Below are 22,935 nucleotides of genomic sequence, written 5' to 3' on the forward strand. Positions count from 1 at the left end.
ACGGGCGACCGAAAGGAAACCGAGATGACGTCCTCATCCCTGGCAGCACCGCTCGACGTGGAGCTGCGGCCGGACAGACCTGCGATGCTGCGCGTCGACCCGCCCGACGACGCCGCGCGCTGGGCGGCCGAGCACCGGGAGGCGCTGCGGGCGCGGGTCGCCGAGCACGGGGCGCTGCTCGTCCGCGGCCTCGGCCTGCGGGACACGGACCAAGCCGGTGCCGTCTTCACTCGGCTGGCCGGCCGGCTGCTGCCCGAGCGGGAGGCGTTCGCCCCGCGGGAGGCCCACGGTCCGGCGCTGTACTCATCCACGCCCTGGCCGGCCAACCAGCCGATGTGCATGCACCACGAGCTGAGTTACCCGCTGGAGGTGCCCGGCCTGCTGCTGTTCGCGTGTCTGACCGCGCCCGAGCAGGGCGGGGCGACGGCGGTCGCCGACGCCGCGCAGGTCCTCGACGCCCTGCCCGGCGAGCTGACGGAACGGTTCGAGCACGAGGGCTGGCTGCTGACGCGCACCTACAACGACGAGATAGGGGCGTCCCTGGCGGAGTCGTTCGGCACCGACGACCGGGACGAGATCGAGCGCTACTGCCAGGCCAACGCCATCGACCTCACCTGGGGCGCCGACGGCTCGCTGCGCACCGAGCAGCGTCGCAGCGCCGTCGTACGGCACCCGCTCACGGGCCGGCGCTGCTGGTTCAACCAGATCGCCTTCCTCAACGAGTGGACGCTCGCCCCCGAGGTGCGCGAGTACCTGCTGGACGAGTACGGCGCGGACGGCCTGCCGTTCAACACCCGCTACGGGGACGGCACCCCGATCGACGAGTACGTCGTGCGGCTCCTCAACGACACGTACGAGGAGCCCACCCGGCGCGCACCCTGGCAGGCCGGCGACCTGATGCTGGTCGACAACATCGGCACCGCGCACAGCCGAGAGGCCTTCACCGGCGACCGCCAGGTGGTCGTCGGCCTGGCCGATCCGCACCGCCTGGCCGACCACTGCCCGACCCCGGAGGCGAGCCGACGATGACCGATCTGTTGCCGACGCCCGCCCAGTCGGCCCCGCCCGGCCCGGCTGCGGCGCCCACCTTCGCGGTGATCTCCGGCGAGCAGGTGCACCAGGCGCTCGACGGGCGCGAGAAGGAACTCGTCGACCTGGTGGAGGCCACCTACCGGCTGCACGGTGCCGGGGACTCGGTCAACCCGCCGTCGTACTTCCTGCGCTTCCCCGACCGCCCCGCGTCACGGATCATCGCGCTGCCCGCGTCCCTCGGCGGCCCGGTGCGGGTGGACGGCATGAAGTGGATCTCCAGTTTCCCCGACAACGTACGGTCCGGGCTGCCGCGGGCCTCCGCGGTGCTGATCCTCAACGACCACGACACCGGTTACCCGTTCGCCTGTCTGGAGAGCTCCGTCATCAGCGCGGCCAGGACCGCGGCGTCCGCCGCGCTGGCGGCCGACCGGCTCAGCGGCACCCGGCCCCGGCCCCGACGTGTCGGCTTCTTCGGCACGGGGCTGATCGCCCGGTACATCCACACCTTCCTGGCCGGCACCGGCTGGACCTTCGACGCGATCGGCGTGCACGACCTGTCCGCCGACAGCGCCGCCGGCTTCTCCGGCTACCTGCGCCAGGCCGGCGCCGGCGAGCAGGTCACCGTCCACGACAGCGCCGAGGACCTCGTGCGCTCCAGCGACCTCGTGGTCTTCGCCACCGTCGCCGGCCGGCCCCACGTCACGACGCCCGGCTGGTTCCGCCACAACCCCCTGGTGCTGCACGTGTCGCTGCGCGACCTCGCTCCCGAGGTACTGCTCGCCTCGGCGAACTACGTCGACGACGTCGAGCACTGCCTGAAGGCGGACACCTCTGCGCACCTGGCCGAGCGGCTGACCGGCAACCGTGACTTCCTCGACGGCACGCTGAACGACGTACTGCTCGGCCGGGCCGTCCCGCCCCGCGACCGGCCGGTGGTCTTCTCCCCGTTCGGCCTGGGCGTCCTCGACCTGGCCGTCGGCAAGTACGTCTACGACCAGGTGGCCCGGGCGGGCGAACTCCGCCTCATCGACGACTTCTTCCACGATCTGCGCCGGTACGGCTGAGGCCGTTGCCCTCAGCCCTGGGACCAGGAGGCCTGCCGTGCCCGTCATCTCCGCTCCCCACGCCTTCAACGAGGGAAACCTCTTCATCGACCTGGAGTCGAGCTTCGGATGCCGCCTCTACCTCAAGTGCGAGGGCTTCAACTTCGCCGGCTCCATCAAGCTGAAGGCCGCGAACGAGATGGTGGAGGGCGCCGAGCGGGACGGAACCCTGACCCCGGATTCCATCCTCGTCGAGTCCTCGTCCGGGAACCTGGGCGTCGCCCTGAGCATGATCGCCGCGAGCAAGGGCTACCGGTTCCTGTGTGTGACGGACTCCCGTTGCAACCTCTCGACCCGGCTGCTGATGGAGGCCCTGGGCAGCGAGGTGCACGTCGTGGCCGACCTGGACACGAACGGCGGGTTCCTGGGCACACGGCTCGACTACGTCCGCGGGCTGTGCGCGTCCGACGACCGGTACGTGTGGCTCAGCCAGTACACCAACGCGCAGAACTGGCGGGCGCACTTCCGTACGACGGCACCGGAGATCGCCGAGCACTTCCCGCGTCTGGACGCGCTGTTCATCGGGACGGGCACCGCGGGGACCCTGATGGGCTGCGCACGCTACTTCCGCGAGTGGCACCGCCCGGTGCGGATCGTCGCCGTGGACAGCGTGGGCTCGGTGGCCTTCGGCGGCGAGCCCGGCCGCCGCATGATCCCCGGCCTGGGCATGAGCATGCGTCCCCCGCTCCTCGACGAGACGTACGTGGACGAGGTGATCCGGGTGGAGGAGGCCGACACCATCCGCACCTGCCACCGCCTGGCCCGACGGGGCTTCCTGTTCGGCGGCTCCACCGGGACGGTGGTCAGCGCGGCGACGGCCTGGCTGGCCCGGCACGGCACCCCTGACCTCACCGCGGTGGCCATCGCCCCCGACCTCGGCGAGCGCTACCTCGACACCATCTACCAGACCAACTGGCTGGAGGACCTGTACGGCGACGGCATGCTCGACTCCGCCCAGGTGAACCCCTCGTAGCCGGGGCCGGGTCTCCGCTGCCACACCGCACTCGGCGGCCAGCCACCCATCACCCGCGTGGACAACCCTGCGGGTCAATACACCTATGGCCTGTCTGAATCATGCATCGCGGTGACGTCGACGGCCCCCAGGGCGATGTCGACCACGGCGGCGCCCCGGCCCCGTCTCACCCGCCCGGCTCGGGGCTCCGCTTGACTTCGAGAGCGCTCGAATTCGTAGCATTCCGGGCATGAGCACTGCACAGCACAAGATCAGTTCCGGTTTCGGCGCCACCAGTACCGCCGACGACGTCCTGCGCGGCATCGATCTGACCGGGAAGCTCGCCCTCGTCACCGGCGGCTATTCGGGCATCGGCCTGGAGACCACCCGAGCGCTCGTGAAGGCCGGCGCCCAGGTCGTCGTGCCCGCCCGCCGCCCAGCAACCGCCGAGCAGGCGCTGGCCGGCCTCAACGGCGTCGAGTGCGACGAACTGGACCTCGGCGACCTGGAGAGCGTACGCGGCTTCTCCGAGCGGTTCCTCGCCTCCGGCCGGACCATCGACATCGTGATCGGCAGCGCCGGGATCATGGCGTGCCCGGAGACCCGGGTGGGGTCCGGCTGGGAGGCCCAGTTCGCCACCAACCACCTCGGTCACTTCGCCCTCGTCAATCGGCTGTGGCCCGCGATCGTGCCGGGCGGCGCCCGAGTCGTCTCCGTCTCCTCGCGCGGCCACCACTTCTCCGGCATCCGCTGGGACGACGTCCACTGGCGGCAGGGCTACGACAAGTGGGAAGCGTACGGCCAGGCCAAGACCGCCAACGTCCTGTTCGCCGTCCACCTCGACCGGCTCGGCCGGAACTTCGGGGTCCGCGCCTTCGCCCTGCACCCCGGCGGCATCATGACCCCGCTGCAACGGCACCTGCCCAAGGAAGAGATGGTCGAGCGCGGCTGGATCGACGAGGACGGCAACGTGCTCAACCCCGAGGGCTTCAAGACCCCGCCGCAGGGCGCGGCCACCCAGGTGTGGGCGGCGACCTCACCCAAGCTGGACGGTCTGGGCGGCGTCTACCTGGAGGACTGCGACATCGCGGAGCCCGCGACCGAGGGCGAGGAGCGCACCGGCGTCAAGGCGTGGGCGACCGACCCGGAGCAGGCGGCACGGCTGTGGGAACTGTCGGCGGAGCTGACGGGCGTCGACGCGTTCGCCGCCTAGCGCCCGCAGGCGCCCGAAGTCACCGGTGCCGGCGACGGGCCGCACGTGGTTCCTGCCTGCGCCTGCTCCCACACCGACCCGGCTGGGACTCACGCAACCGGCGGGCGCGTACCCGAAGGTCCCCGGGCACACGAGCCGGCTCCGCCCTCAGGGGCAGGCAACGCCCTCGCCGTCGGCGTCCAGGTCTCCGACCTCCCCGCGACTAAAGGCCTGCTGCCAGTCGGGACACGTGTTTGACCGCACGGGTGGCGGTCACACGGACTGGGCAGCCTTCGTCGCGGTCGTGCGCAGCGTCGGCGGGATCATGCAGGACTGATGACTAGGGGTTGGTCGTGATGACCGTGGCGACGCGGGGTGGCGGCGGCGGTGGTTCCAGTGGCCTTTACGACGTGCTGGAGCTCATTCTCGACCGTGGGCTGGTGATCGACGCGTTCATACGGGTATCCCTCGTCGGTATCGAGATACTCAAGATCGACATTCGGATCGTGGTCGCCAGTGTCGACACCTACCTGCGCTTCGCCGAGGCGTGCAACCGTCTGGACCTGGAATCGGGACCCCGGAAGCCGGCCGGGCTCACCGAGCTTCCCGGGCAGCTCAAGGAGTCCGGCGCCCGCGGCATGAGCAAGGGTGTCCTGTCCGGCGCCGCGGAGGCGATGTCGGACGCCTTCCAGAAGGCGAGGGACTGAGGCCGAGCCTGCAGGAGACCGTCCGGCAACCGGTGCCGCTCCCGGCGTGGACGTCGGGGAACCGGCACAGGCATCTGATCGTCTTCTCGGACATGCCCTCAGTTCTCATCCTTGGAGTAGACCCGACCACGTTGCCCGGCATGGACGGGGACGCCATCCGTGCGGCGCTCGACCAGGAACTGGCACGTTTTGGTGACCATGCCATCGAAGCATCCATGGCGCTGATCGCGCTGGATGAGTCAGCAGAGCCCACGATGATCGCGGCCCTGTCCGAACGCGCTTGGGACGTCGTCGTCATCGGTGGCGGGATCCGCAAGCCGGAACCCCTCCTGCCGCTCTTCGAGCGCGCCGTGAACCTGGTCCGACGACATGCGCCGAAGGCCGCGGTCGCGTTCAACACCAGCGGTGGCGACAGCGTCGAAGCAGCCAAGCGGTGGTTGTGAGTCCAGACTGGTCCGGTTAGCCGTGCCCACCCAGGAGCCGGCCACGAGCGGCTGACTCAGCGCGCGAAGATCATGAACCGCATGGCGGTCGCTACCGCGCTGATGAGAAGGGAACCCAGACAGCCGATCCGGTCGCTGAAGAAGAACATGGGGCCCGTCTACCCAGAAACACGCTGTGGCCGCATCGACTCGACCTCATGCAGGGCCGTTCAGCGGCAGGGATCGCCGCTGAGGGATCACTTCGCATGCCGTTCGAGTGATGGCGGCCGCGTGGCCGGCTCGGGCCGACTGCGCCGCGGACGGTTCCCCGGGCTACTCGCCCGGGCTGATCCTCGCCGACACGGCATGTTGCGGCGGCCTGCCGCCGAGGGGTGAACGTGCCGGCCGGCCCGGGGTGAGGCGGGTCGGGATCGCGGTCTAGCAGGCTCCCAGGTCTTCCCACACACCCCACTGGCCGGTGGTGCCGGGCTTGTCGCCCGTCACCCACCACTTGGCGCGCCAGGTGTGGCCGCCGTAGCTGACGGTGTCGCCGCCGTTGTAGACGCGTGCGGGGTCCCAGGCCCACACGGTGCAGATGTCCCCACCACCACCGCCGGTGCCGCCGCCTGTGCCGCCGCCGATGTTGACGTCGACGCAGGAGTAGAAGGCGTTGGCGGTGTCCGCGATGTTCCAGACGGCGAGCACCTTCTGACGGCCGGTGAAGTTGCCGAAGTTCACCTGCTGGCTGACGTCCGCGGCCGGCTGCTGGTTGCGTCCGTCGAACTCGGCGATCTTTCGACCGCCGATGAAATACTGCCAGTTGACGGTGGAGTGCCGGGCCGTGTTGTGCCACGTGAACGTCGCCGTCGTGCCGACCGGCGTGACCTTCCAGCCCTTGCTGTCGTTGTCCAGCTCGGCGTACTCCGCGTGTCCGCCACTGCAGCTCTGCAGGCCCTTCGGCCCCTCGACGCTCTGCGGCTCGTACTTGATCTGACCGCAGTCGACGATGCCCTCGGCACACTGTTGCTGCCGGCTCGTGGGCAACGTCACCCAGCCGTGGGCGCCGGCCGTGCTCGCCGGGAGGCTGACGGCGAGCACCGGAGCGACCAGTGCGCCGATCGTGAGAGCCGCTCGTCTTTTCGTGTTCTTGCCGTGCCACTTCCTTCGGTGTGTGTCAAAACCGTCGCTTTTGAGGTCCGGCCTCGCCGATCGTGCGCACGAGGCACCGTCCGCACCGGCGCGCATCCCGCCGGGCCCGGCGAGGCAGGCGGGGACGGTGACGACGCGGCGCATGTCGCACCGCGCCGCAGCTTGGGCGAGGGCGGAGGCCGACGCAGGTCTGGACCTGACGCCCACTAGTCCCGCACCCGCACCATCCACCGGAGCGCCGCCCCGAGTGCAACGCACCGACACCGTCCGGGCCGGCGCCCCCGCAAGCGCAACCCAGCTCGCACAGCCCCCACCGCGGCGCAGCGCCCCCGAGGCCGCAGCCATCCACTGGTCGGCGGGGCACTGGTTCTGAGCGGTCTCTGGACTCGCGTCGCGGCCGTGCTGTGTCCGGGGTCCATGGCGTACGCCTACTTCGACGTGCACCAGGCGCACGGGCTCCTCCCCATCCAGAACGGCGGCGAACCGGCGGCCATGTTCTGCTGGTCCTTCCTCCTCATCGCGGCCCTCGGACCGGGGCGTTGGGCACTGGCATCCCTGCTTCCCTCCCGACGACGGTCGGGCACCGGGGGGCCGACCGGGACGTGGTCCAGGAACACGCCGACAGCCGCGTGAGCGGGCGGCCGGAGTCACCGTCGACAGTTGCGCGTCGGGCAACCGCTCCGACGCCGGAACCTGCGTAACCGCCGTAACCCGGCAGGCCGTCCCCGCGAGCCGACCCGGGCCGGCGTCCGTACCGCCCGCGCCGTGTCGTCGGCGACGCGCCCTGGCAGAACATTCGCGAGTGGTCCAGTCCACCGCCGGGCGTCCTGTACAGGCACTGGGCACACAGGCTCGGCAAATTGGTCTAGTCCCTTCTTGGTCCAGACCATTGACCCGCCCGTCTGGCGGGCGTTATTCCAGTAGTCGGCAACACCTGCCCCGCGCAGGGACATTGGCCACCCCACCACACACCGGGACTGACATGAGACTCGTGCTTCCCTTCCGCGCGGCCCTCGCCGCAGCCGCCACCACGGCGGCCGCAATGGGCCTCGCCCTCACGGGAACCGGCACCGCCCAGGCCGCGACACCACTGCCGAACCACGTCTTCGCCCCCTACTTCGAGGCCTGGACCGGCGAGAGCCCCGCCGCCCTGTCCGCCCAGTCGGGCGCCAAGCACCTGACGATGGCGTTCTTGCAGACCGCCTCCAAGGGCTCCTGCACGCCGTACTGGAACGGCGACACGAGCATGCCGGTCGCCGCCTCGACCTTCGGCGCCGACATCAAGACGATCCAGGGCAACGGCGGCGACGTCATCCCCTCGTTCGGGGGCTACACGGCCGACACCACCGGCACCGAGATCGCCGACAGCTGCACCGACGTCCAGCAGATCGCTGCGGCCTACGAGAAGGTCATCACCACCTACGACATCTCGCGACTCGACATGGACATCGAGGTCGACTCGCTCGACAACACCGCCGCCATCGACCGCCGCAACAAGGCCATCAAGCTGGTCCAGGACTGGGCGGCGGCCAACGGGCGCAAGGTGGAGATCTCCTACACCCTGCCGACCACCACCCACGGCCTCGCGGACAACGGTGAGGCACTGCTGCGCAACGCGGTGAGCAACGGCGCCCGGGTCGACGTCGTGAACCTCATGACGTTCGACTACTACGACAACCAGGCCCACGACATGGCGAAGGACACCCAGACCGCCGCCCAGGGCCTGTACGACCTGCTCGCCCAACTGTACCCGGGCAAGACCCCGGCCGAGCTGTGGAACATGGTCGGCGTCACCGAGATGCCGGGCGTCGACGACTTCGGCAAGGCGGAGACCTTCACCCTGGCCAACGCCCGTACCGTGTACGACTGGGCGGTCGCCAAGGGCATCAACACCCTGTCCTTCTGGGCGCTGCAGCGGGACAACGGTAGCTGCGCGGGCGGGGCCGCCGCGGACAACTGCTCGGGCATCGAGCAGAACACGTGGGACTTCACGCACATCTTCGCGCCGTTCACCGGTGGCGGCACCACCACCCCGTCCAACGACTTCTCCGTCACGCTCAGCCCCGCCTCCGGGTCCGTGACGGCCGGCCAGTCCGCCACGGCCACCGTGAAGACGGCCGTGACGAAGGGTGCCGCCCAGAGCGTGAAGCTCAGCGTCAGCGGGGCCCCGGCGGGCGTCACCGCCTCTCTCAGTCCGACGTCGGTCACCGCGGGCGGCTCCTCCACGCTCACCCTGGCCACCACCTCGGCCTCGCCCTCGGGCACCTACACCGTCACCGTGACCGGCGCGGGCGCCGCGGGAAGCCACTCGACGACCTACTCCCTGACCATCACCGGCGGCTCCGGCAACCAGTGCACGGCCACCCCGTGGGCCAAGGACGCCGTCTACACCGGCGGTCAGCAGGTCTCGTACAAGAGCCACACCTGGAAGGCCAAGTGGTGGACGACGGGCGAGGAGCCCGGCACCACGGGCCAATGGGGCGTCTGGCAGGACCTCGGCGCCTGCTGAACCGCCTCGTCACCGCCCGGACGGTACGACGCCACAGGTGCCCATCGTGGTCAGCGGTATCCAGCAGCTCCAGGAGCGCGACCCTGCCGGGGTGATCTTCCGACGCATCACCCGCCCTCGGAGCCGGACGCTGTTGAGGCGTAAGGCGAGCAGCGGCCGGCAGCCGCCGGGCCCGCGGCCCGGCCGGCACAACCCGTGCGGTCGTCGTCGTGCCGGGGAAGTACCAGCGCCGGCTGCCGGCCGAGGCGGCGGCGACCTTGGCGTCGAGCAGCCCGGACGTACCCGTCGTACCGTCTTGACGGTGCGGTAGCGGGCGGCTGCGGCTGCCTCGAACTGGAACTGCGCGTTCTGCCCGGTGAACCCGTAGTACGTCAGGTCTTCCCAGTGAGCCCGGGTCAGCTTGCCGGAGACGGTCGGCTCGGAGCCCTTGGTGACGGGCGCTGCGCCTGCTGGGCCGACCGGGACGGTGGCGGGCCGGAGTGCGGCCGGGTGTGCGGGGGCCCCGCGGAAGGGGAGCCGGGCCAGGGTGGTCCGGCTCCCCCTCGACTCACGGGTGCGGTCAGCCGGTCGTCAGGGTGGCGTCGTCGACGACGAAGCTGGTCTGGAGGCCGGAGTCCTCCGTGGCCGTGAGGGTCAGCGTGACCTGCTGGCCGACGTACTGGCTCAGGTCCAGGGTGCGCTCGGTGTACCCGGTGGCCGCGTCGACGTTGGAGTAGGTCTGCTTCGCGGTTGCGTTGACCTTGACCTGGAAGGTGTCGTACACCGTCGTGCCCGACTCGGCGGTGTCGATGTGCAGCCAGTACCTCAGGGTCGCCTTCGTGCAGCCCGCCGGGACGACCACCGTCTGGCCGACGCTGTCGGTGGCCGCGTAGCCGTACCCCGCCAGCCAGGCGTACCGGGACCCGGAGTGTGCGGACTGGCCGCTGAACGTGCCGATTGCACCGGTGTCACCCGTCCACGGTGCCGTACCGCTCTCGAAGCCGCCGTTGGAGATCACCTGGGACGGCGTGCAGCCGCCGGCGCCCTTGACGGTCAGCGTGTACGACACGCTGTGCGTGCCGGTGCCGGTGCCGGTGATGGTGAGCGGGTAGGTGCCCGGCGGTACGGAGGAGCCGACGGAGACCGTGATCGTGGACGAGGCGCCGGAGGTCACCGAGGCCGGGCTGAAGGAGGCCGTGACGCCCGCCGGGGCGCCCGTGGCGGACAGGTTCACCGTCTGCGCCGAGCCACTGGTGGTGGCCGTGGAGACCGTGGCGGTCAGCGTGGTGCCCGGGTCGGCGCTGCCGGTGGCGGGGTTCACCGAGACCGAGAAGTCATTCGCCGGGACGGTGTCCGAGACGGCCTGCTTCCACAGCGTGTAGGCGACGCCGTCCGCGCTGCGGTTCAGGCCGGCGGCGTTGATGTTGCTGGTGGTGTCGCAGGAGGAGTGGTAGCACCTGTCGTACGCGGCGCCCGCCGTACCGCCCCACTTGGCCGCCTGCGCCGAGGTCTTGACGGCGCTCGCGCCCATGGCGTAGCCGGAGGTCGGGATGCCGTAGTTCTCGAAGGAGTAGTCGTCGGAGCGGCCCGCGCCCTCGGTGTTCTCCTCGGGCTGGAGGTTCAGCGAGTCCCAGTACGCCTTCATCGGCGCGGCGGCGGAGGAAGTGATGTGGTTGATGAAGTAGCCGCCGTTGGGTGAGGCGACCATGTCGAAGTTGTAGTACGCCTTGATCGCCGAGCGCTGGGCGGAGGTGAGCGAACGGACGTAGAAGTCCGATCCGTTCAGGCCCTGCTCCTCGTCCGTCCACCAGCCGAAGCGGACGCGTGCCGCCATCGACGGATCGTTCTGGGCCAGTTTCAGCGCGACCTCCAGGAGGGTGGCGCTGCCGGAGCCGTTGTCGTTGATGCCGGGGCCGGCGGAGACACTGTCCAGGTGTGAGCCGAACATGTACACCTTCGACGTGTCACCGTGGGGCCACTCGGCGATGAGGTTGGGTCCGGCGCCGCTGGCGCAGCCGGAGGTGCAGGCCTGCTCGGTGACCGTATAACCGGCCGCCTGCAGCTTGCCCTTCACGTAGGCGACCGAGTCGCGGTAACCCTGCCCGGTCGACCTGCGGTTGCCGCCGTTGCGGCTGGCTATGGCGTTCAGCTCGGTGAGGTGCGCCTGCACCTTGGTGACGTCGATGTCGGGCGCGGTGGCGGCCGGGGCGGGAGCGTGGGCCGCCGTGGGGAGGTGGCTCACCGGGGCCGCCTCGGCGCTCGCGGGCAGCAGGGTGAGGCCCGCGGCGGCCGTGGCCAGCGCCAGGCCCGCCAGGGACAGTCTTCGTGGTCGTAACACCATGTCTCCTTGTGGGGTGGAGGAAACGGCAGATGCGCGGCGGACTCCGGGTGGAACCGCACCACGACACCCAACTAAGCATGCGCATGCCAAGCCCTCGTCAAGCATGGATGCGCGGAACCGGCTGGATCAGCGGCTCCGGTGGTGTCACGGCGGTGGGGCGCGGCGAGCGCGGCGCAGGTGGCGTTCCTGGTCGGCTCGCGTCTGCACCAGGTCATCGGGGGAGTTGACGGCTTCCGTACCCCTGCACGCCTAGCGCCGAGTCCGGCAGACCGGGCTCGGCCGCCGGGCGGCTGTCGCCTGCCCGGCGGCACGGGCGCTGCCCGCGTACGTCCTCAGACGCCGAGCGTCTGCTTCAGCGCGGTCAGCCCCTCGGTGTAGATGCCGTGGAAGAGGGCGGTCGCCTCGTCGTCGCCGACCCCCGCGGGGGTGAAGGTGCCGGACCACTCCACTCGGGACCCCCCGGAGCCGGGCACCCCGTGCACGGTCAACGTCGAGCGGTAGCCGGTGACGGGGAAGGGCGCCTGGAGGATGGAGTAGCTGTAGGTGCGCGCCTCGTTGTCGAACGCTTCGAGACGTTCGACGATGACGCCGCCCTCCTCGTTGGTGAGGGTGCGGACGCGACCGCCCTCACCGAGCCTGCTCTGCGGGATGTACGGCAGCCAGTCCGGCAGCGAGCCGAAGCCGCCGACGAGCTGCCAGACCCGGTCGGGAGCGGCGGGGATGCCGAGGGACGCGGTGGTGTGGGCCATGGTCGCCTCCTGGGAGAACGGAAGGGGTCAGACAGTGGGTACGGGGGCGTCCTCGGCGATCAGCCCTTCCCAGCGCAGCGCCGTCCAGAAGGCCGCCGGAACGGTCTCAGCGAGCGCGCCCCCGCCGGGAGACGACCCCGACCTGCTGGCCGCGCCCTTGCTGGAGGACCCCCTGCTGCTCGCCCTGCCGGTCGGCCATCCTCTGGCCGACCGGGCGGAGCTGAGCCCGCAGGACCTCGACGGCCGGCCGTGGATCGCCGTCGAGAACCCCCAGGACCCGAGCTGGCGCGGCACCTTCGTCGCTTCGTGCGCCGCGTCCGGGTTCACTCCGGACATCCGCATGGAAGCCGCGGAGCCACTGACCGCGCTCGGTCTGGTCGCCTCCGGGCTCGGACTCGCGCTCGTGCAGCAGAGCATGGTCCGCGGCATGTCGGAATCGGTCGCAGTACGCGAACTCCCCTGGCACCGCAGGTGCGTCCAGTTGTGGGCGACATGGCACCGAGTCGATCTGCGCCCCGTGGTCGCGTCGTTCCGCGCGACCGTGCTCCGGTCCGGCCGCACAGGACGGTGAGCACCCTGTCGTGTACGTCCGGGCGGCTCACCCAGGTCGCAACGGTCACCGGCTGACCCGGGTCGTCCGAGCGCGCGTTGGCGTCGTAGGCCGACCGGGCCTGTCATCGCGTGCTGCCTGTGGTGGTGCGGCACAGCGAGCCTCTTGCGGAGCCTTGCGGAGCCGTCAGCCGCTGACCGTGCATACCACCGCGATACTGCTCGCGTTCGGAGCGGATCCTGAGCTGCGCCACCCCTGTGGGGACACTCCCATGGACGTGGCAGAGCGCTATGACCACCAGCCTGCGATCAAGCTGCTTCAGGAACTCATCCCAGCGGCGAGTCGCCGGTAGCGGATGAAGGCCGCAGCGACGCCGACAAAGGCGACGTAGCGCTCGTGGCGGCGGTGAAGGCCGCGACCACCGGAGAGCCAGGACAGGGTGCGTTCGACGACCCGGCGGTGCCGGCCAAGGCGACCGGGGGCCTCCGTGCCCCGGCTGGCGATGCGCGGCACGGTCCGCCGACGCCGCTACCGGTTCCGCAAGGCGTGGAAGCCCCGACCGCGTCCGCGTGGCGCTCGGCCGGCCGGCGGCGCCGGGGGCTTCGGCGGCAGCGGATCGGCGCGACGCCCGGCTGCGGTGTCCGGAGGTTGGACCCTCTAGGGGCGCGGCCACGGAAGGCACCCCGATGCCCGAGCCGGTGCCGGCAGGTGGAGGCGGCCGTCGTGGACTTCGACGGTCTGGTCTGCGGCGGTGAGGTGGGTGCGGTCGTGGGTGACGAGGACGGTGGCGGTGGCCTGTCGGTGGGTGAGGCGGGTGAGCAGGTCGATGACGGCGGCGCCGCGTTCGTGGTCGAGGGCGCTGGTGGGTTCGTCGACCAGGAGGACCGTGGGGTCGTTCATCAGTGCACGGGCGAGGTTGACGCGCTGGCGCTGGCCGCCGGAGAGCTGGTGGGGGCGGCGGCCGGCCTGGTCGGCCAGGCCGACCGAGTCGAGGAGTTCCAGGGCGCGGTTCCGGGCGGTGCGGGGTTCGCGGCCGTCGATCTGGGCCATGACCTGGAGTTGTTCGGCGGCGGTGAGGGAGGGCAGCAGGTTGGGCTGCTGGAAGACGACGCCGATCTTGTGCCGGCGCAGTTCGGTCAGCTCGCCGCGGGTCAGGCCGTCGGTGCAGGTGCCGTCGATGGTGACGGTGCCGGCGTCGGGGGTGATCAGGGTGGCGGCGACGGCCAGCAGGCTGGACTTGCCGGAGCCGGAGGGACCGACCACGGCGGTCAGGCTGCCCCTGGGAACCTCCAGGCTCACCTGGTCGAGCGCGGTCAGGGTGGTGCCGCCGTCGGGGTAGGTGAGGGTGATGTCGGTCAGGCACAGGCTCATCGGATGCTCCCCAGGGCGGTCAGCGGGTCGACGGAGGTGATGCGGCGGACGGACAGTGCGGCTCCGGCGGCGCCGAGGAGGACCATCACGGCGGCCGGGAGCAGGACAGTGGCGGGTGTGAGGAGGAACGGCACGGCCGAGCCGGCCACGAGGGCGCCCAGGGCGGCGGCGATGCCGCTGCCGATCAGGGTGCCGCCGGCGAGCAGGACGACGGCCTGGCCGAGGGCGTCCTTGAGAAGGCCGGCGGTGGAGGCGCCGAGTGCTTTCAGGACGGCGACGTCGCCGCTGCGCTGGATGGTCCACACGGTGAAGAAGGCCCCGATGACGAGCGCGGAGATGGCGAACAGGAAACCGCGCATCAGTTGGAGGGAGCCGTTCTCGGAGGTGTAGGAGCCGATCGCGGACAGTGAGTCCTCGATGGAGAGCGTCCTGGTGCCGGCCTGCTGGTCGGCGGCCGCCACATCGGCCGCGGCAGTGGTGTTCAGGACGATGACGGTGCCGATGGGGCCGTCGCCGGTGGCGGAGGGCGGCGCGGTCCTCCGCCACACGCCGAGGCTGGTCCAGACGACCGGGGTGTGGCTGAAGTAGGCGTCACCCCGCACGGCGGCCACCTTCAGTCGCTGACCGGCCAGGGTGAGGGAGTCGCCGGTCTTCACGCCGAGGCCGTCGGCGGCGGCGGCGGACAGCACCACCGCGCTCCCATTGATCTTGCTGCCGTCCGGGGCGAGTCGGGAGCCGGGCCGGACGCCGAAGGCCGAGACCCCGGCGCTTCTGTCACCGGCGGTGGCCTTGGTCGTGGTGATGCCCAGGGGTTCGGCGCTTTCGACGCCGGCCGTCCCGGACCACTGCTGCCACTGCTGCCGGGTGACGGTGGAGGTGGAGTACGACGGGTCCTGACTGCCGCCGGAAGCCTGGAAGGCGACCTTGTCGGCGGGCAGCCCCGCGATCGCGGAGATGTTCTGCCGGCCCAGTCCGGCCGTCAGCCCGGACAACAGCCCGACCAGCAGGGTGATCAGCACGATGACGGTCCCCATCAGGGCGAAGCGCCCCTTGGCGAACTTCAGGTCTCTCCAGGCGACGAACACGGCCTCGGTCTGTCCTTTCCGACGGGGAAGCGGTACGACTCCACCGTCGCGGCCACCCTCCCGTGTGCGCGTCCGGCGCAGGACAGCACTTGGCGGGCCGAAGGGCGGCACACGGGTTCTCACTTTCGATGGAGGCCCCCGGGTGGCGGCCTCCGTAACCTGGGACGCACTGTGAACACCGCTGCCCCTGCCCTGACCCCGACCACCCGGGCCCTGGCCTGGTGCCTGCACCTGCTGGTCATCGGCCTGCTCGCTCTGGCCGCCCGGCCGGGCCGTGGCCGCCGGCCGGCCCCACGCCGGACTGGTCGTCGCCACGGCGGCGGTGTGCGGCCTGGTGTACGCCGCCGGGCCGCTCCTGCCCCACATCCGTCTCTCCCAGCGCGCCGCCACCTGGTGGCTGACCGCCGTGGGCGCCGTGTGGCTGGTGCTGCTGGTCCTCTCCCCCGATGCGGTATGGGTGGCCTTCCCGCTGTACTTCCTCCAGCTCCACCTGCTGCCGCGCCGGGCCGGGCTCGCCGCCGTGGCCGCCACCGCGGCGGCGGCCGTCGCCGGCTTCGCCGCCCACCGGCACTCCTTCGGCCCGGCCATGGCGATCGGGCCCGCGCTCGGGGCCGCTGTCGCCGTCGCGGTGGTGTGGGGGTACCAGGCCCTGTACCGGGAGAGCGAACAGCGCAGGCAGTTGATCGAAGAACTCACCGCCACCCGGGCCGACCTGGCCGAAGCCCAGCACACCGCCGGGGTACTCGCCGAACGCGAGCGTCTGGCCCGTGAGATCCACGACACCCTCGCCCAGGGCCTCTCCAGCATCCAGCTACTGCTGCGCGCCGCCGAACGAGCCCTGCCCGGCCGACCCGACACCGCCGCCCTCCACGTCGACGCGGCCCGCCAGGCCGCCGTGGACAACCTCGCCGAGGCCCGCCGCTTCGTCGCCGCCCTCACCCCGCCCACCCTGCAGGACACCACCCTGGCCGACGCCCTGGAACGCCTGTGCACCACCACCGGCACCCGCCACCGCCTCACCGCACGCTTCCACCTCACCGGTGACCCCACCCCGCTGCCGACCGCCCACGAGGTCGCCCTCCTGCGCGTCACCCAATCCGCCCTGGCGAACACGGTCCGCCACGCCCAGGCCACCGCCACGGAGATCACCCTCAGCTACCTCGGTGACCGCATCGCCCTCGACATCGTCGACAACGGGCACGGCTTCGACCCCGGACAACTCCCCGCCCCCGACCCCGAGAACGGCGGTTTCGGTCTGGCGGCCATGCGCGCCCGCATGAGCGCCCTCGGCGGCACCCTGACCATCGAATCCGCGCCCGGCCACGGCACCGCCCTGGCCGCCCGGCTCCCCCTCCCCCCGCCCACCGAGACCGAGTCCGAGGACCGCCCGTGACCGACGACGCGCCTATCCGCCTCCTCCTGGCCGACGACCATCCCGTCGTACGCGCCGGGCTGCGCGCCGTGCTGGAAACCGAACGCGGCCTCGTCATCGTGGCCGAAGCAGCCACCGCCGAGGACGCCGTCACCCGCGCCGCCGAGGGTGACATCGACGTCGTGTTGATGGATCTGCAGTTCGGCAAGGGCATGGGCGGTGCCGAAGCCACCGCCCGGATCACCGCTCGTCCGGGCGCACCCCGCGTGCTGATCGTCACCACCTACGACTCCGACGCCGACACTCTGCCCGCCATCGAGGCCGGCGCCACCGGCTACCTGCTCAAGGACGCCCCACCCGAGGACCTGGCCGCCGCCGTCCGCACCGCCGCCGCCGGACGCAGCACGTTGGCGCCCGCCGTCGCGGATCGGCTGATGCACCGGCTGCGCACACCGGGCACTGCCCTGACCCGGCGCGAGACCGAAGTCCTCGCCCTGGTCGCCGACGGTCTGTCCAACCAGGCCGTCGGCGGCCGGCTCCACCTGACCGAGGGGACCGTCAAGTCCCACCTGGCCCGCATCTACGTCAAGCTCGGCGTCGACTCGCGCACCGCCGCCGTCGCCACCGCCACCGACCTCGGGCTCATCCGCCGCTGACCCGAGCACGTGCGGACTCCCGACCGGAGTCGAGGACCGCCTCTCCCCCGTCCGCGGTCCGGCCCGGCATGTCAGGGGTGATCTTCGCGCGCCGCCTCAAGGGTCCGGGGCACCGGGGCATGGCGTGGCGGCAGCGCAGTCGTACTCCGTGCTGTCGACCGGGTGGCTCCCTGGCCCGACCGGAGCTGGGCTTCGACCTCCTGAAGCCGGCGGTGCAGTACCGGCACACCTACCGGCTGCCCGAATCGGAACTGGCGCAGCTCGCCTACCTCTTCGTGGCGCCCCCGCGCGGCATCGACGAGGTGCTCGGGGAACGGCTCGGCACGGCGGTGAACGCGTGGGTCGCGAACCACCCGTACAGCTCACTCACCCAGGAGGACCACGGGGACCGGATCGTGCTGGTGAACACCAGGCCCGGATACTCCTGGCGGGTGCTCGAGTTGCGCGAGCCGGGTGAGCTGGCACTGTTCCGGGCCCTGGCCCGGCCGCGGAATCCGGCCACGCTCGGCGCCCGGGTGCCCGGCGGACAGCACGAAGCCGAAGTGCTGCTCGACCGCTGGACCGTACTCGGGCTGCTGTTCCACGACGACGGGCACGTGGTGCATGTGGCCGTGGACGCGGACAACCCGCTGTTCATGCGGGCCCGGCAGCGCGAGGCACGCCGCGACGACTGGTGGACGGCCGGCGAATTCGACGCGCCGGCGCCTTCGGATACCACGGGAGTCGCCTGTGCCGCGGGTTCGGCGCCGAGTCCGGCCTTCGCCGGTGACGCCCTCGATCGATGACGGGACTCTCCATGACTGAGCCGACGACCACGATCGTGCCAGCGGCCGAGGCGGACATCGCCTCCGAAGTCCGCCCGGCTGCGACCGCCGCAGCACCTGAGACCGCCACCACCGCGATGCCGGACATCACTGTCGAGGCATGGCGGGATCACGGCAGCCGGCTGCTGCCCGGCTCCTCGCTCGGCCCGGTGGTGCTCTCCGCGCCGCTGAGCGTGAGTGTGCCCGCGTTGTACGAGTCCGGCGGACGGTGTGTGCGCCTGTGCGATCCGGTCCGGCTCTGCACGGACGCCGACGCGCGCGATGTCCGGGCTCTGATGGTCGTGCGCGAGCTCACCGGTCTGGGCGCCGCGGTGCGGTGGACCGCGTCCTGCGATGACGGCTGCGCCGGCACCCGCACGCTGTTCCACCTGTTCCCGCCGGCGGCGATCGCGGGAGCCCCGCCGCAAGTCACGCGGCGGTGGCAGGAACAGTATCTGCCGTGCAAGTGCGTCTACCGGCGCGGTCCGGGCTTCGTCGAGATCCGCGACCGACGGCAGGGCTCGCTTGGCGGTCGACGAGTTCCTGCGGTACGAGGCACCGGTGTGCATGGCCACCGTCCGGTTCACCGACCAGCCGGTCGACATCGGCGGTGTGGAGATCCCGGCCGGTGAACTGGTCATGCTCTCGCTGGGCGCCGCCAACCGGGACCCGCGGCGGTTCTCCGACCCCGACCGGCTGCTGTTGCGTCGCAACGACCCGGGCCACCTGGCGTTCGGCCACGGCATCCACCGCTGTCTCGGTGCGTTCCTCGGCCGCATGGAGGCCCAGATCGCGCTCGGTGGCGTGATAAGCCGGTTCCCGCAGATGGCACTGGCGGTCGACCAGGCGGACCTGCCGTGGCGGAACACGACCATGCTGCGCGGACTCGAATCGCTCCCGGTGACGCTCCGTGGCTAGGACGGCGAGCAGCGCGGCCGGACGGCCCGGAAACCGCGGGAAAGGCGCGGGCCTCAGGGGAGCGGGATCACCGACCCCGGCCCGCCATTGGCCCTGCGCGGGAAGACGGGCAGCACGTATGCCGGTCCGCGCGCCGTCTGCCGTTCCGAGGGTTCCCGGCCCTGCTCGTCTGCCTCGGCTTCGCCGCTGAACACGACGCATCGCGGGACGGGCCGACTGTGCCCGTCTGCCACCGGCTGTCAGGGGCCGGGCTGTTGAGGATGGCTTCCGCGTCTCATAGAGGGGCGCTACGCGCCGCGTCCGCGGCTCGGCCCGGTGTGTGACCGAAAGCGCGGCGGAAGACATCGATGAACGCGCTCGCCGAGGACCACCCGCACCGGTGCGCCACCACCGTCACCGGCGTGTCCTGGGCCAGCAGCACCAGCGCGTGGGAGAGCCGCAGTTGCGTGCGCCACTGCGGGAACGTCATTCCGAGGTCGGTCCTGAACAGCCGGGACAGTGTGCGGTCGCTGGCGCCGACCTGTCTGCCCAGGGCCCCCAGGGTGCGGTTGTCAGCCGGGTCGGCGTGCAGGATCTCGCACAGGGCCTTCAGTTGCGGCGTGGTCGGAGCCGGCACGTGCAGCGGTTGCCGGGGAGCGATTCGTAGCTGGTCGCACAGGACGGCGCGCAGGCGCCGGTGTTCCGGGCTGTCGTCCGCCGGGTCGCGGGTGCAGGCGAAGATCAGTTCCCGCAGCAGCGGGCTGACGAGGAGCACCGTGGGCTTGTCCGTGCCGAGCGGGTGGGTGTCCGCGGGGAGGCCGATCAGGTGCAGCTCCAGCTCGCCGTGCGCCTGGTGGGAGTGCACGGTGCCGCCCGGTATCCAGATCGCCCGGGTGGCTGGGGCGGTCCATGAGCCGGCGCCGGTGGTGACGACGAGCACGCCCCGGCCCGCGTAGACGAGCTGGTGGTCGTCGTGCCGGTGGGCGTCGATCCCCGTCCCCGCTGCCAGCCGGCGGGCGCTGGTCGGTGCCACCGGCTCGTGGCGGACTTGCGTCATCGGTTGGCAGATTATCGGAAGTGCGACAGGGCGGCCACGGGCAACCATGGCGCCATGCCGAAGAACAAGTCGATCGTTCTGTTGGCCGCCGGACATGCCTGTGTGGACGTCTACCAGGGCGCCGTGGCGGCCCTCGTTCCGTTCTTCGTCGCCGAGCGTGCCTACACGTACGCCGCGGCCTCGGGCCTCGTCCTGGCCGCCAGCCTGTTGTCCTCGGTGGCGCAGCCCTTGTTCGGCGTGCTCACCGACCGCTACGCCGTCCCCTGGCTGCTGCCGGTGAGCACAGTCCTCGGCGGGCTCGGCATGGCTCTGAGCGGGGTCAGCGGCTCGTACCCGCTCACGTTGCTGTTCGTGGCGCTGTCCGGAGTCGGGGTCGCCGCGTACCACCCGGAGTCCGCGCGGGTCGCGCGGGTCGTCGGTCGGGGCAGCCACAGGTCCATGGGGTGGTTCTCCCTGGGCGGCAACGTCGGCTTCGCGGCGGCTCCCCTCCTGGTCAGTGTCGTGATCGCCACGGGTGGACTCCGGTTCTCACCCCTGCTCATCCTGCCCGCGCTGATCGGCAGCGTGCTGACGCTGCCGGTGCTGCGGGCGCTGGACGAGGCGCCGTCCCCCGCCGGTGACAAGCGGGCCGCGAAGGGACGGGACGACTGGGCGTCCTTCGTGCGGCTGTCGCTCGCGGTGGTGTGCAGGTCGGTCGTCTTCGTCGGGATGAGCACGTTCGTCGCCTTCCACGTCCGGGCACGGACGGGCGGCGGTACGGCGGCGGGGACGGTCGCGCTGTTCGTCCTCTATCTCGGCGGTGCCGTCGGCACGGTCGTCGGCAGCCGGCTGGCCCACCGCTGGGACCGGGTCGCGGTGGTGAGGACGTCCTACCTGAGCACGGTCGCGGCCGTCGCCGGCGTCGTTTTCGTGCCCGGCCCGGCGATCTACCCGTGCGTGGCACTGACCTCGGTCGGCCTGTACGTCCCCTTCTCGTTGCAGGTCACCCTCGCCCAGGACTATCTGCCCACGCGCGTCGGAACGGCCGGCGGCATCACCCTGGGCCTCACGGTCAGCGTCGGCGGCCTGACCAGTCCCGTCATCGGCCGCTTCGCCGACGCCACCTCGCTGCGCACAGCTCTGATGCCCCTGATCGCGATGCCCGCCATTAGCTGGCTGCTGTTCCGCACCCTGCCCGAACCGGCCGTCCCGGAGCTGCCGGGAGACGGCGCGGAGGCCGCGCGGGAGGCCGGGAGCGACGCCCCCGAGCGCAGCGGCCTCTGACCGGCCCGGTCGCTGACCGTGACAGCGGAGTCTCCCTCGCTCCCGGAAGCGAGGTGGCCTGATCGCGCGGACAGGCGGCTTCGCGCCGAGGACCACGTCCGAAGGGGGGTCCGGCGGACGGGCGGGCGGAGCCGAGGTGCGGCGGCGCCCGACAGGCACCCCGGTGCCCAGCGTGCGGGGACGATGAACAGGGACGACGACTCGGCGGCTGGGTGTGTCGTGCGTGCCAGTAGGGTGAGAGGTCCGAGGGAAGGAGCGGTGAGAGCGGCGCGCACTTTGGCGAGACTCGACGAGGTCGGCACTGGTGACCACGTCTGCCAGCTACTGGGTCCAGCGGACGATGTCATGGACCGCAGCCGGGCCTTCGTCGCGAACGGAGCCCCAGCAAGGCCTTCGCGCACAGCCCCGCCTGGTGGCTGCTGTGCCCCTACAACACCGGCGGCGAGAGGGCCGCGCTGGAGAGCATGACCCGCTGCCACCCCGAGATCCGCGCGGACGGTCGCACAAGCGCGTGCGCGGACTACAGCCCGCATGCCTCCTTCGACTTCGCCGCGCTGACCGACCCCTGCGACCCGTACGACGAGTTGTCCTACGCCCGCGGCAGCCTTCCCGCGCTGCGGGAGAAGATCACGGCCTGTGCCGAACGCCACGGGCTGGGCGGCCGGCGGCTGCACGAACTCCACCTCGCCGCTACCGACGTCGCCACCAACAGCATCCGGCACGGCGGAGGCGAGGGCGTGCTGCGCACCTGGAGCGAGGAGCGCCGGCTGATCTGCGAGTTCCGCGACGCCGGGTACATCGAGGATCCCCTCGCGGGACGCTCCAGGCCCACCCGCACCCAGCTCGGCGGACGCGGCCTGTGGCTCGTGCACTAGCTGTGCGACCTCGTCGAGATACGGTCCACCCCACAGACCGGTACCACCGTCCGCCTCCACACGGAACTGCCCGACTGACCACCACCATCGGCCCGCATGCATCGATGTGCATGCCGTCCCTGATGGGGAACTCGGCCCTCAGAGACGAAGGGGAGCCCGAGATGGCTGACGACGACTTCTACACACGTGACCGCCCGGACGATCCGCAGTACGTGGAGGACCGCCCGAGAGGAGGGGGACCGGAAGACACCCACCGGAGGAACCGCCGGGGTGGCAAGTCAGTGTGGATGGTGATCCTCCTGATAGTCGTGGTGGTTGTACTCCTCGCCCTTTTCATGCCCTGAGCCGTCAGCGGATCCGTCCCGGGACGCCACCCTGCCGCAGGGCAGGACCGCCTCGGGGCGCTTCGCGCGCTAGCCTGCCTGACCATGACGCGAGCCTGGTTCTTACCGATAGTGGTTCTCCTGTGCGGGTCAGTCGTTGTGACGGGGCTGGTGTTCAAAGGCAGCCTCGGCGAGGCCGGATCGGTCCTGCTGGTGTTCGTGCTCCTCGCAGGCCTGAATTCATCTCTGGTCTTCCCGAGATCGATAGGGGCGCTGGAGGCACGACGCCGCAGCGCGGACGACGGCCGGCCGGTCGTCTACTGGCGGCCGGGGTGCCCGTACTGCCTGCGGCTGCGCTTGCGGTTGGGCCGCGGCGCCCGCCAGTTGCATTGGGTCGACATCTGGCGGGACCCGGCGGGCGCGGCAGCGGTGAGAGCGGTCAACAACGGCGATGAGACCGTGCCGACCGTCATCGTGGCGGGCCGGCCGCATGTCAACCCCGATCCCGCATGGGTACGCGAACAACTGCCCTCATAGGGTGATCGGTG

Annotated in this window: 21 protein-coding genes and 3 pseudogenes; 18 read left to right on the forward strand and 6 right to left on the reverse strand. The window is 71.4% G+C overall.

What is annotated here, in order from left to right; genetic code table 11:
• Positions 1 to 24 precede the first annotated feature (24 nt).
• From D9753_RS01110 to D9753_RS01135, 6 genes are all read left to right on the forward strand, one after another.
• Positions 25 to 1,029: a TauD/TfdA family dioxygenase gene (locus tag D9753_RS01110; RefSeq protein WP_121785308.1), complete on the forward strand. Its 1,005-nt coding sequence runs from the start codon at positions 25 to 27 to the stop codon at positions 1,027 to 1,029.
• Positions 1,026 to 2,096 (forward strand): 2,3-diaminopropionate biosynthesis protein SbnB, encoded by a 1,071-nt coding sequence (gene sbnB, locus D9753_RS01115; protein WP_121785309.1) that lies wholly within the window; start codon positions 1,026 to 1,028, stop codon positions 2,094 to 2,096. The genes D9753_RS01110 and sbnB overlap by 4 nt, the downstream gene beginning before the upstream one ends.
• 37 nt (positions 2,097 to 2,133) lie before the next feature.
• Complete coding sequence (gene sbnA / locus D9753_RS01120) at positions 2,134 to 3,108, forward strand: 2,3-diaminopropionate biosynthesis protein SbnA (protein ID WP_121785310.1); 975 nt, start codon at positions 2,134 to 2,136, stop codon at positions 3,106 to 3,108.
• Positions 3,109 to 3,337: 229 nt separating this feature from the next.
• Complete coding sequence (locus tag D9753_RS01125; protein ID WP_121785311.1) at positions 3,338 to 4,300, forward strand: SDR family NAD(P)-dependent oxidoreductase; 963 nt, start codon at positions 3,338 to 3,340, stop codon at positions 4,298 to 4,300.
• 335 nt (positions 4,301 to 4,635) lie between these two features.
• On the forward strand, positions 4,636 to 4,986 hold the full coding sequence (gene gvpJ, locus D9753_RS01130; RefSeq protein ID WP_121785312.1) for a gas vesicle protein GvpJ: 351 nt from the start codon (positions 4,636 to 4,638) through the stop codon (positions 4,984 to 4,986).
• 92 nt (positions 4,987 to 5,078) lie between these two features.
• Positions 5,079 to 5,429: a hypothetical protein gene (locus D9753_RS01135; RefSeq protein WP_121790815.1), complete on the forward strand. Its 351-nt coding sequence runs from the start codon at positions 5,079 to 5,081 to the stop codon at positions 5,427 to 5,429.
• Between the two features lie 417 nt (positions 5,430 to 5,846).
• Here the strand turns inward: D9753_RS01135 and D9753_RS01140 are convergent, their stop codons facing one another.
• On the reverse strand, positions 5,847 to 6,506 hold the full coding sequence (locus tag D9753_RS01140; RefSeq protein WP_240467983.1) for a lytic polysaccharide monooxygenase: 660 nt from the start codon (positions 6,504 to 6,506) through the stop codon (positions 5,847 to 5,849).
• Positions 6,507 to 6,905: 399 nt separating this feature from the next.
• Between D9753_RS01140 and D9753_RS37475 the strand changes: the two are divergent.
• A pseudogene (locus D9753_RS37475) lies at positions 6,906 to 7,190 on the forward strand (DoxX family protein); the annotation flags it as partial.
• 349 nt (positions 7,191 to 7,539) lie between these two features.
• Positions 7,540 to 9,066, forward strand: coding sequence for a glycosyl hydrolase family 18 protein (locus D9753_RS01150; protein ID WP_121785313.1), 1,527 nt, complete (start codon positions 7,540 to 7,542; stop codon positions 9,064 to 9,066).
• A 559-nt stretch (positions 9,067 to 9,625) separates the two neighbouring features.
• On the opposite strand, the gene D9753_RS01155 is transcribed toward D9753_RS01150, so the two are convergent.
• Both D9753_RS01155 and D9753_RS01160 read right to left on the reverse strand, forming a co-directional pair.
• Positions 9,626 to 11,383 carry a M28 family peptidase gene (locus D9753_RS01155; RefSeq protein WP_394346794.1) on the reverse strand — a complete coding sequence of 586 codons (1,758 nt, stop codon included), beginning with the start codon at positions 11,381 to 11,383 and terminating at the stop codon, positions 9,626 to 9,628.
• Between the two features lie 335 nt (positions 11,384 to 11,718).
• Positions 11,719 to 12,135: an SRPBCC family protein gene (locus D9753_RS01160; RefSeq protein ID WP_121785315.1), complete on the reverse strand. Its 417-nt coding sequence runs from the start codon at positions 12,133 to 12,135 to the stop codon at positions 11,719 to 11,721.
• Positions 12,136 to 12,253: 118 nt separating this feature from the next.
• Here D9753_RS01160 and D9753_RS01165 point away from each other — a divergent pair.
• Positions 12,254 to 12,706, forward strand: a pseudogene (locus D9753_RS01165) (LysR family substrate-binding domain-containing protein); the annotation flags it as partial.
• A 636-nt stretch (positions 12,707 to 13,342) separates the two neighbouring features.
• On the opposite strand, the gene D9753_RS01175 reads toward D9753_RS01165, so the two are convergent.
• Both D9753_RS01175 and D9753_RS01180 read right to left on the reverse strand, forming a co-directional pair.
• The gene (locus tag D9753_RS01175) at positions 13,343 to 14,056 is read right to left on the reverse strand and encodes an ABC transporter ATP-binding protein (protein ID WP_121785317.1); all 714 of its coding nucleotides are present in this window, start codon (positions 14,054 to 14,056) and stop codon (positions 13,343 to 13,345) included.
• Positions 14,053 to 15,141, reverse strand: a complete 1,089-nt coding sequence (locus D9753_RS01180; protein ID WP_121785318.1) for an ABC transporter permease — start codon at positions 15,139 to 15,141, stop codon at positions 14,053 to 14,055. Before D9753_RS01180 ends, D9753_RS01175 begins: the two co-directional genes overlap by 4 nt.
• A 171-nt stretch (positions 15,142 to 15,312) precedes the next feature.
• Between D9753_RS01180 and D9753_RS01185 the strand changes: the two are divergent.
• The 5 genes and pseudogenes from D9753_RS01185 to D9753_RS37495 all read left to right on the forward strand — a co-directional run bounded on the left by D9753_RS01185 (position 15,313) and on the right by D9753_RS37495 (position 18,890).
• Positions 15,313 to 16,534, forward strand: a pseudogene (locus D9753_RS01185) (sensor histidine kinase).
• A complete protein-coding gene (locus D9753_RS01190) occupies positions 16,531 to 17,169 on the forward strand; it encodes a response regulator (protein ID WP_121785319.1) in 639 nt (212 codons plus the stop codon). Before D9753_RS01185 ends, D9753_RS01190 begins: the two are co-directional and overlap by 4 nt.
• Before the next feature lie 68 nt (positions 17,170 to 17,237).
• Positions 17,238 to 17,954 carry a hypothetical protein gene (locus tag D9753_RS01195; RefSeq protein ID WP_163010579.1) on the forward strand — a complete coding sequence of 239 codons (717 nt, stop codon included), beginning with the start codon at positions 17,238 to 17,240 and terminating at the stop codon, positions 17,952 to 17,954.
• Complete coding sequence (locus tag D9753_RS37490) at positions 17,951 to 18,604, forward strand: DUF5825 family protein (RefSeq protein WP_240467984.1); 654 nt, start codon at positions 17,951 to 17,953, stop codon at positions 18,602 to 18,604. The genes D9753_RS01195 and D9753_RS37490 overlap by 4 nt, the downstream gene beginning before the upstream one ends.
• Positions 18,540 to 18,890 (forward strand): cytochrome P450, encoded by a 351-nt coding sequence (locus D9753_RS37495; RefSeq protein WP_240467985.1) that lies wholly within the window; start codon positions 18,540 to 18,542, stop codon positions 18,888 to 18,890. Before D9753_RS37490 ends, D9753_RS37495 begins: the two co-directional genes overlap by 65 nt.
• Positions 18,891 to 19,164: 274 nt before the next feature.
• On the opposite strand, the gene D9753_RS01205 is transcribed toward D9753_RS37495, so the two are convergent.
• Positions 19,165 to 19,926 carry an AraC family transcriptional regulator gene (locus D9753_RS01205; protein ID WP_121785322.1) on the reverse strand — a complete coding sequence of 254 codons (762 nt, stop codon included), beginning with the start codon at positions 19,924 to 19,926 and terminating at the stop codon, positions 19,165 to 19,167.
• A gap of 54 nt (positions 19,927 to 19,980) precedes the next feature.
• Here D9753_RS01205 and D9753_RS01210 point away from each other — a divergent pair, with 54 nt between their 5' ends.
• The 4 genes from D9753_RS01210 to D9753_RS01230 all read left to right on the forward strand — a co-directional run bounded on the left by D9753_RS01210 (position 19,981) and on the right by D9753_RS01230 (position 22,924).
• Positions 19,981 to 21,189 carry an MFS transporter gene (locus tag D9753_RS01210; RefSeq protein ID WP_121785323.1) on the forward strand — a complete coding sequence of 403 codons (1,209 nt, stop codon included), beginning with the start codon at positions 19,981 to 19,983 and terminating at the stop codon, positions 21,187 to 21,189.
• Between the two features lie 464 nt (positions 21,190 to 21,653).
• Positions 21,654 to 22,064, forward strand: coding sequence for an ATP-binding protein (locus tag D9753_RS01220; RefSeq protein ID WP_240467986.1), 411 nt, complete (start codon positions 21,654 to 21,656; stop codon positions 22,062 to 22,064).
• 161 nt (positions 22,065 to 22,225) lie between these two features.
• Positions 22,226 to 22,408 carry a hypothetical protein gene (locus D9753_RS01225; RefSeq protein ID WP_121790817.1) on the forward strand — a complete coding sequence of 61 codons (183 nt, stop codon included), beginning with the start codon at positions 22,226 to 22,228 and terminating at the stop codon, positions 22,406 to 22,408.
• An 84-nt stretch (positions 22,409 to 22,492) separates the two neighbouring features.
• A complete protein-coding gene (locus D9753_RS01230) occupies positions 22,493 to 22,924 on the forward strand; it encodes a glutaredoxin domain-containing protein (protein ID WP_121785324.1) in 432 nt (143 codons plus the stop codon).
• Positions 22,925 to 22,935: the final 11 nt, after the last annotated feature.

The organism is Streptomyces dangxiongensis (genome assembly GCF_003675325.1).
Lineage (GTDB): Bacteria > Actinomycetota > Actinomycetes > Streptomycetales > Streptomycetaceae > Streptomyces > Streptomyces dangxiongensis.

Coding starts and splice junctions, on each gene's coding strand:
- D9753_RS01205 (WP_121785322.1), bottom strand. CDS start 19,926: ATGACGCAAGTCCGCCACGAGCCGGTGGCACCGACCAGCGCCCGCCGG.
- D9753_RS01150 (WP_121785313.1), top strand. CDS start 7,540: ATGAGACTCGTGCTTCCCTTCCGCGCGGCCCTCGCCGCAGCCGCCACC.
- gvpJ (WP_121785312.1), top strand. CDS start 4,636: ATGACCGTGGCGACGCGGGGTGGCGGCGGCGGTGGTTCCAGTGGCCTT.
- D9753_RS01195 (WP_163010579.1), top strand. CDS start 17,238: ATGTCAGGGGTGATCTTCGCGCGCCGCCTCAAGGGTCCGGGGCACCGG.
- D9753_RS01110 (WP_121785308.1), top strand. CDS start 25: ATGACGTCCTCATCCCTGGCAGCACCGCTCGACGTGGAGCTGCGGCCG.
- D9753_RS01125 (WP_121785311.1), top strand. CDS start 3,338: ATGAGCACTGCACAGCACAAGATCAGTTCCGGTTTCGGCGCCACCAGT.
- D9753_RS01210 (WP_121785323.1), top strand. CDS start 19,981: ATGCCGAAGAACAAGTCGATCGTTCTGTTGGCCGCCGGACATGCCTGT.
- D9753_RS01160 (WP_121785315.1), bottom strand. CDS start 12,135: ATGGCCCACACCACCGCGTCCCTCGGCATCCCCGCCGCTCCCGACCGG.
- D9753_RS01175 (WP_121785317.1), bottom strand. CDS start 14,056: ATGAGCCTGTGCCTGACCGACATCACCCTCACCTACCCCGACGGCGGC.
- D9753_RS37490 (WP_240467984.1), top strand. CDS start 17,951: ATGACGGGACTCTCCATGACTGAGCCGACGACCACGATCGTGCCAGCG.
- D9753_RS37495 (WP_240467985.1), top strand. CDS start 18,540: ATGGCCACCGTCCGGTTCACCGACCAGCCGGTCGACATCGGCGGTGTG.
- D9753_RS01220 (WP_240467986.1), top strand. CDS start 21,654: ATGACCCGCTGCCACCCCGAGATCCGCGCGGACGGTCGCACAAGCGCG.
- D9753_RS01230 (WP_121785324.1), top strand. CDS start 22,493: ATGACGCGAGCCTGGTTCTTACCGATAGTGGTTCTCCTGTGCGGGTCA.
- sbnB (WP_121785309.1), top strand. CDS start 1,026: ATGACCGATCTGTTGCCGACGCCCGCCCAGTCGGCCCCGCCCGGCCCG.
- D9753_RS01225 (WP_121790817.1), top strand. CDS start 22,226: ATGGCTGACGACGACTTCTACACACGTGACCGCCCGGACGATCCGCAG.
- D9753_RS01135 (WP_121790815.1), top strand. CDS start 5,079: ATGCCCTCAGTTCTCATCCTTGGAGTAGACCCGACCACGTTGCCCGGC.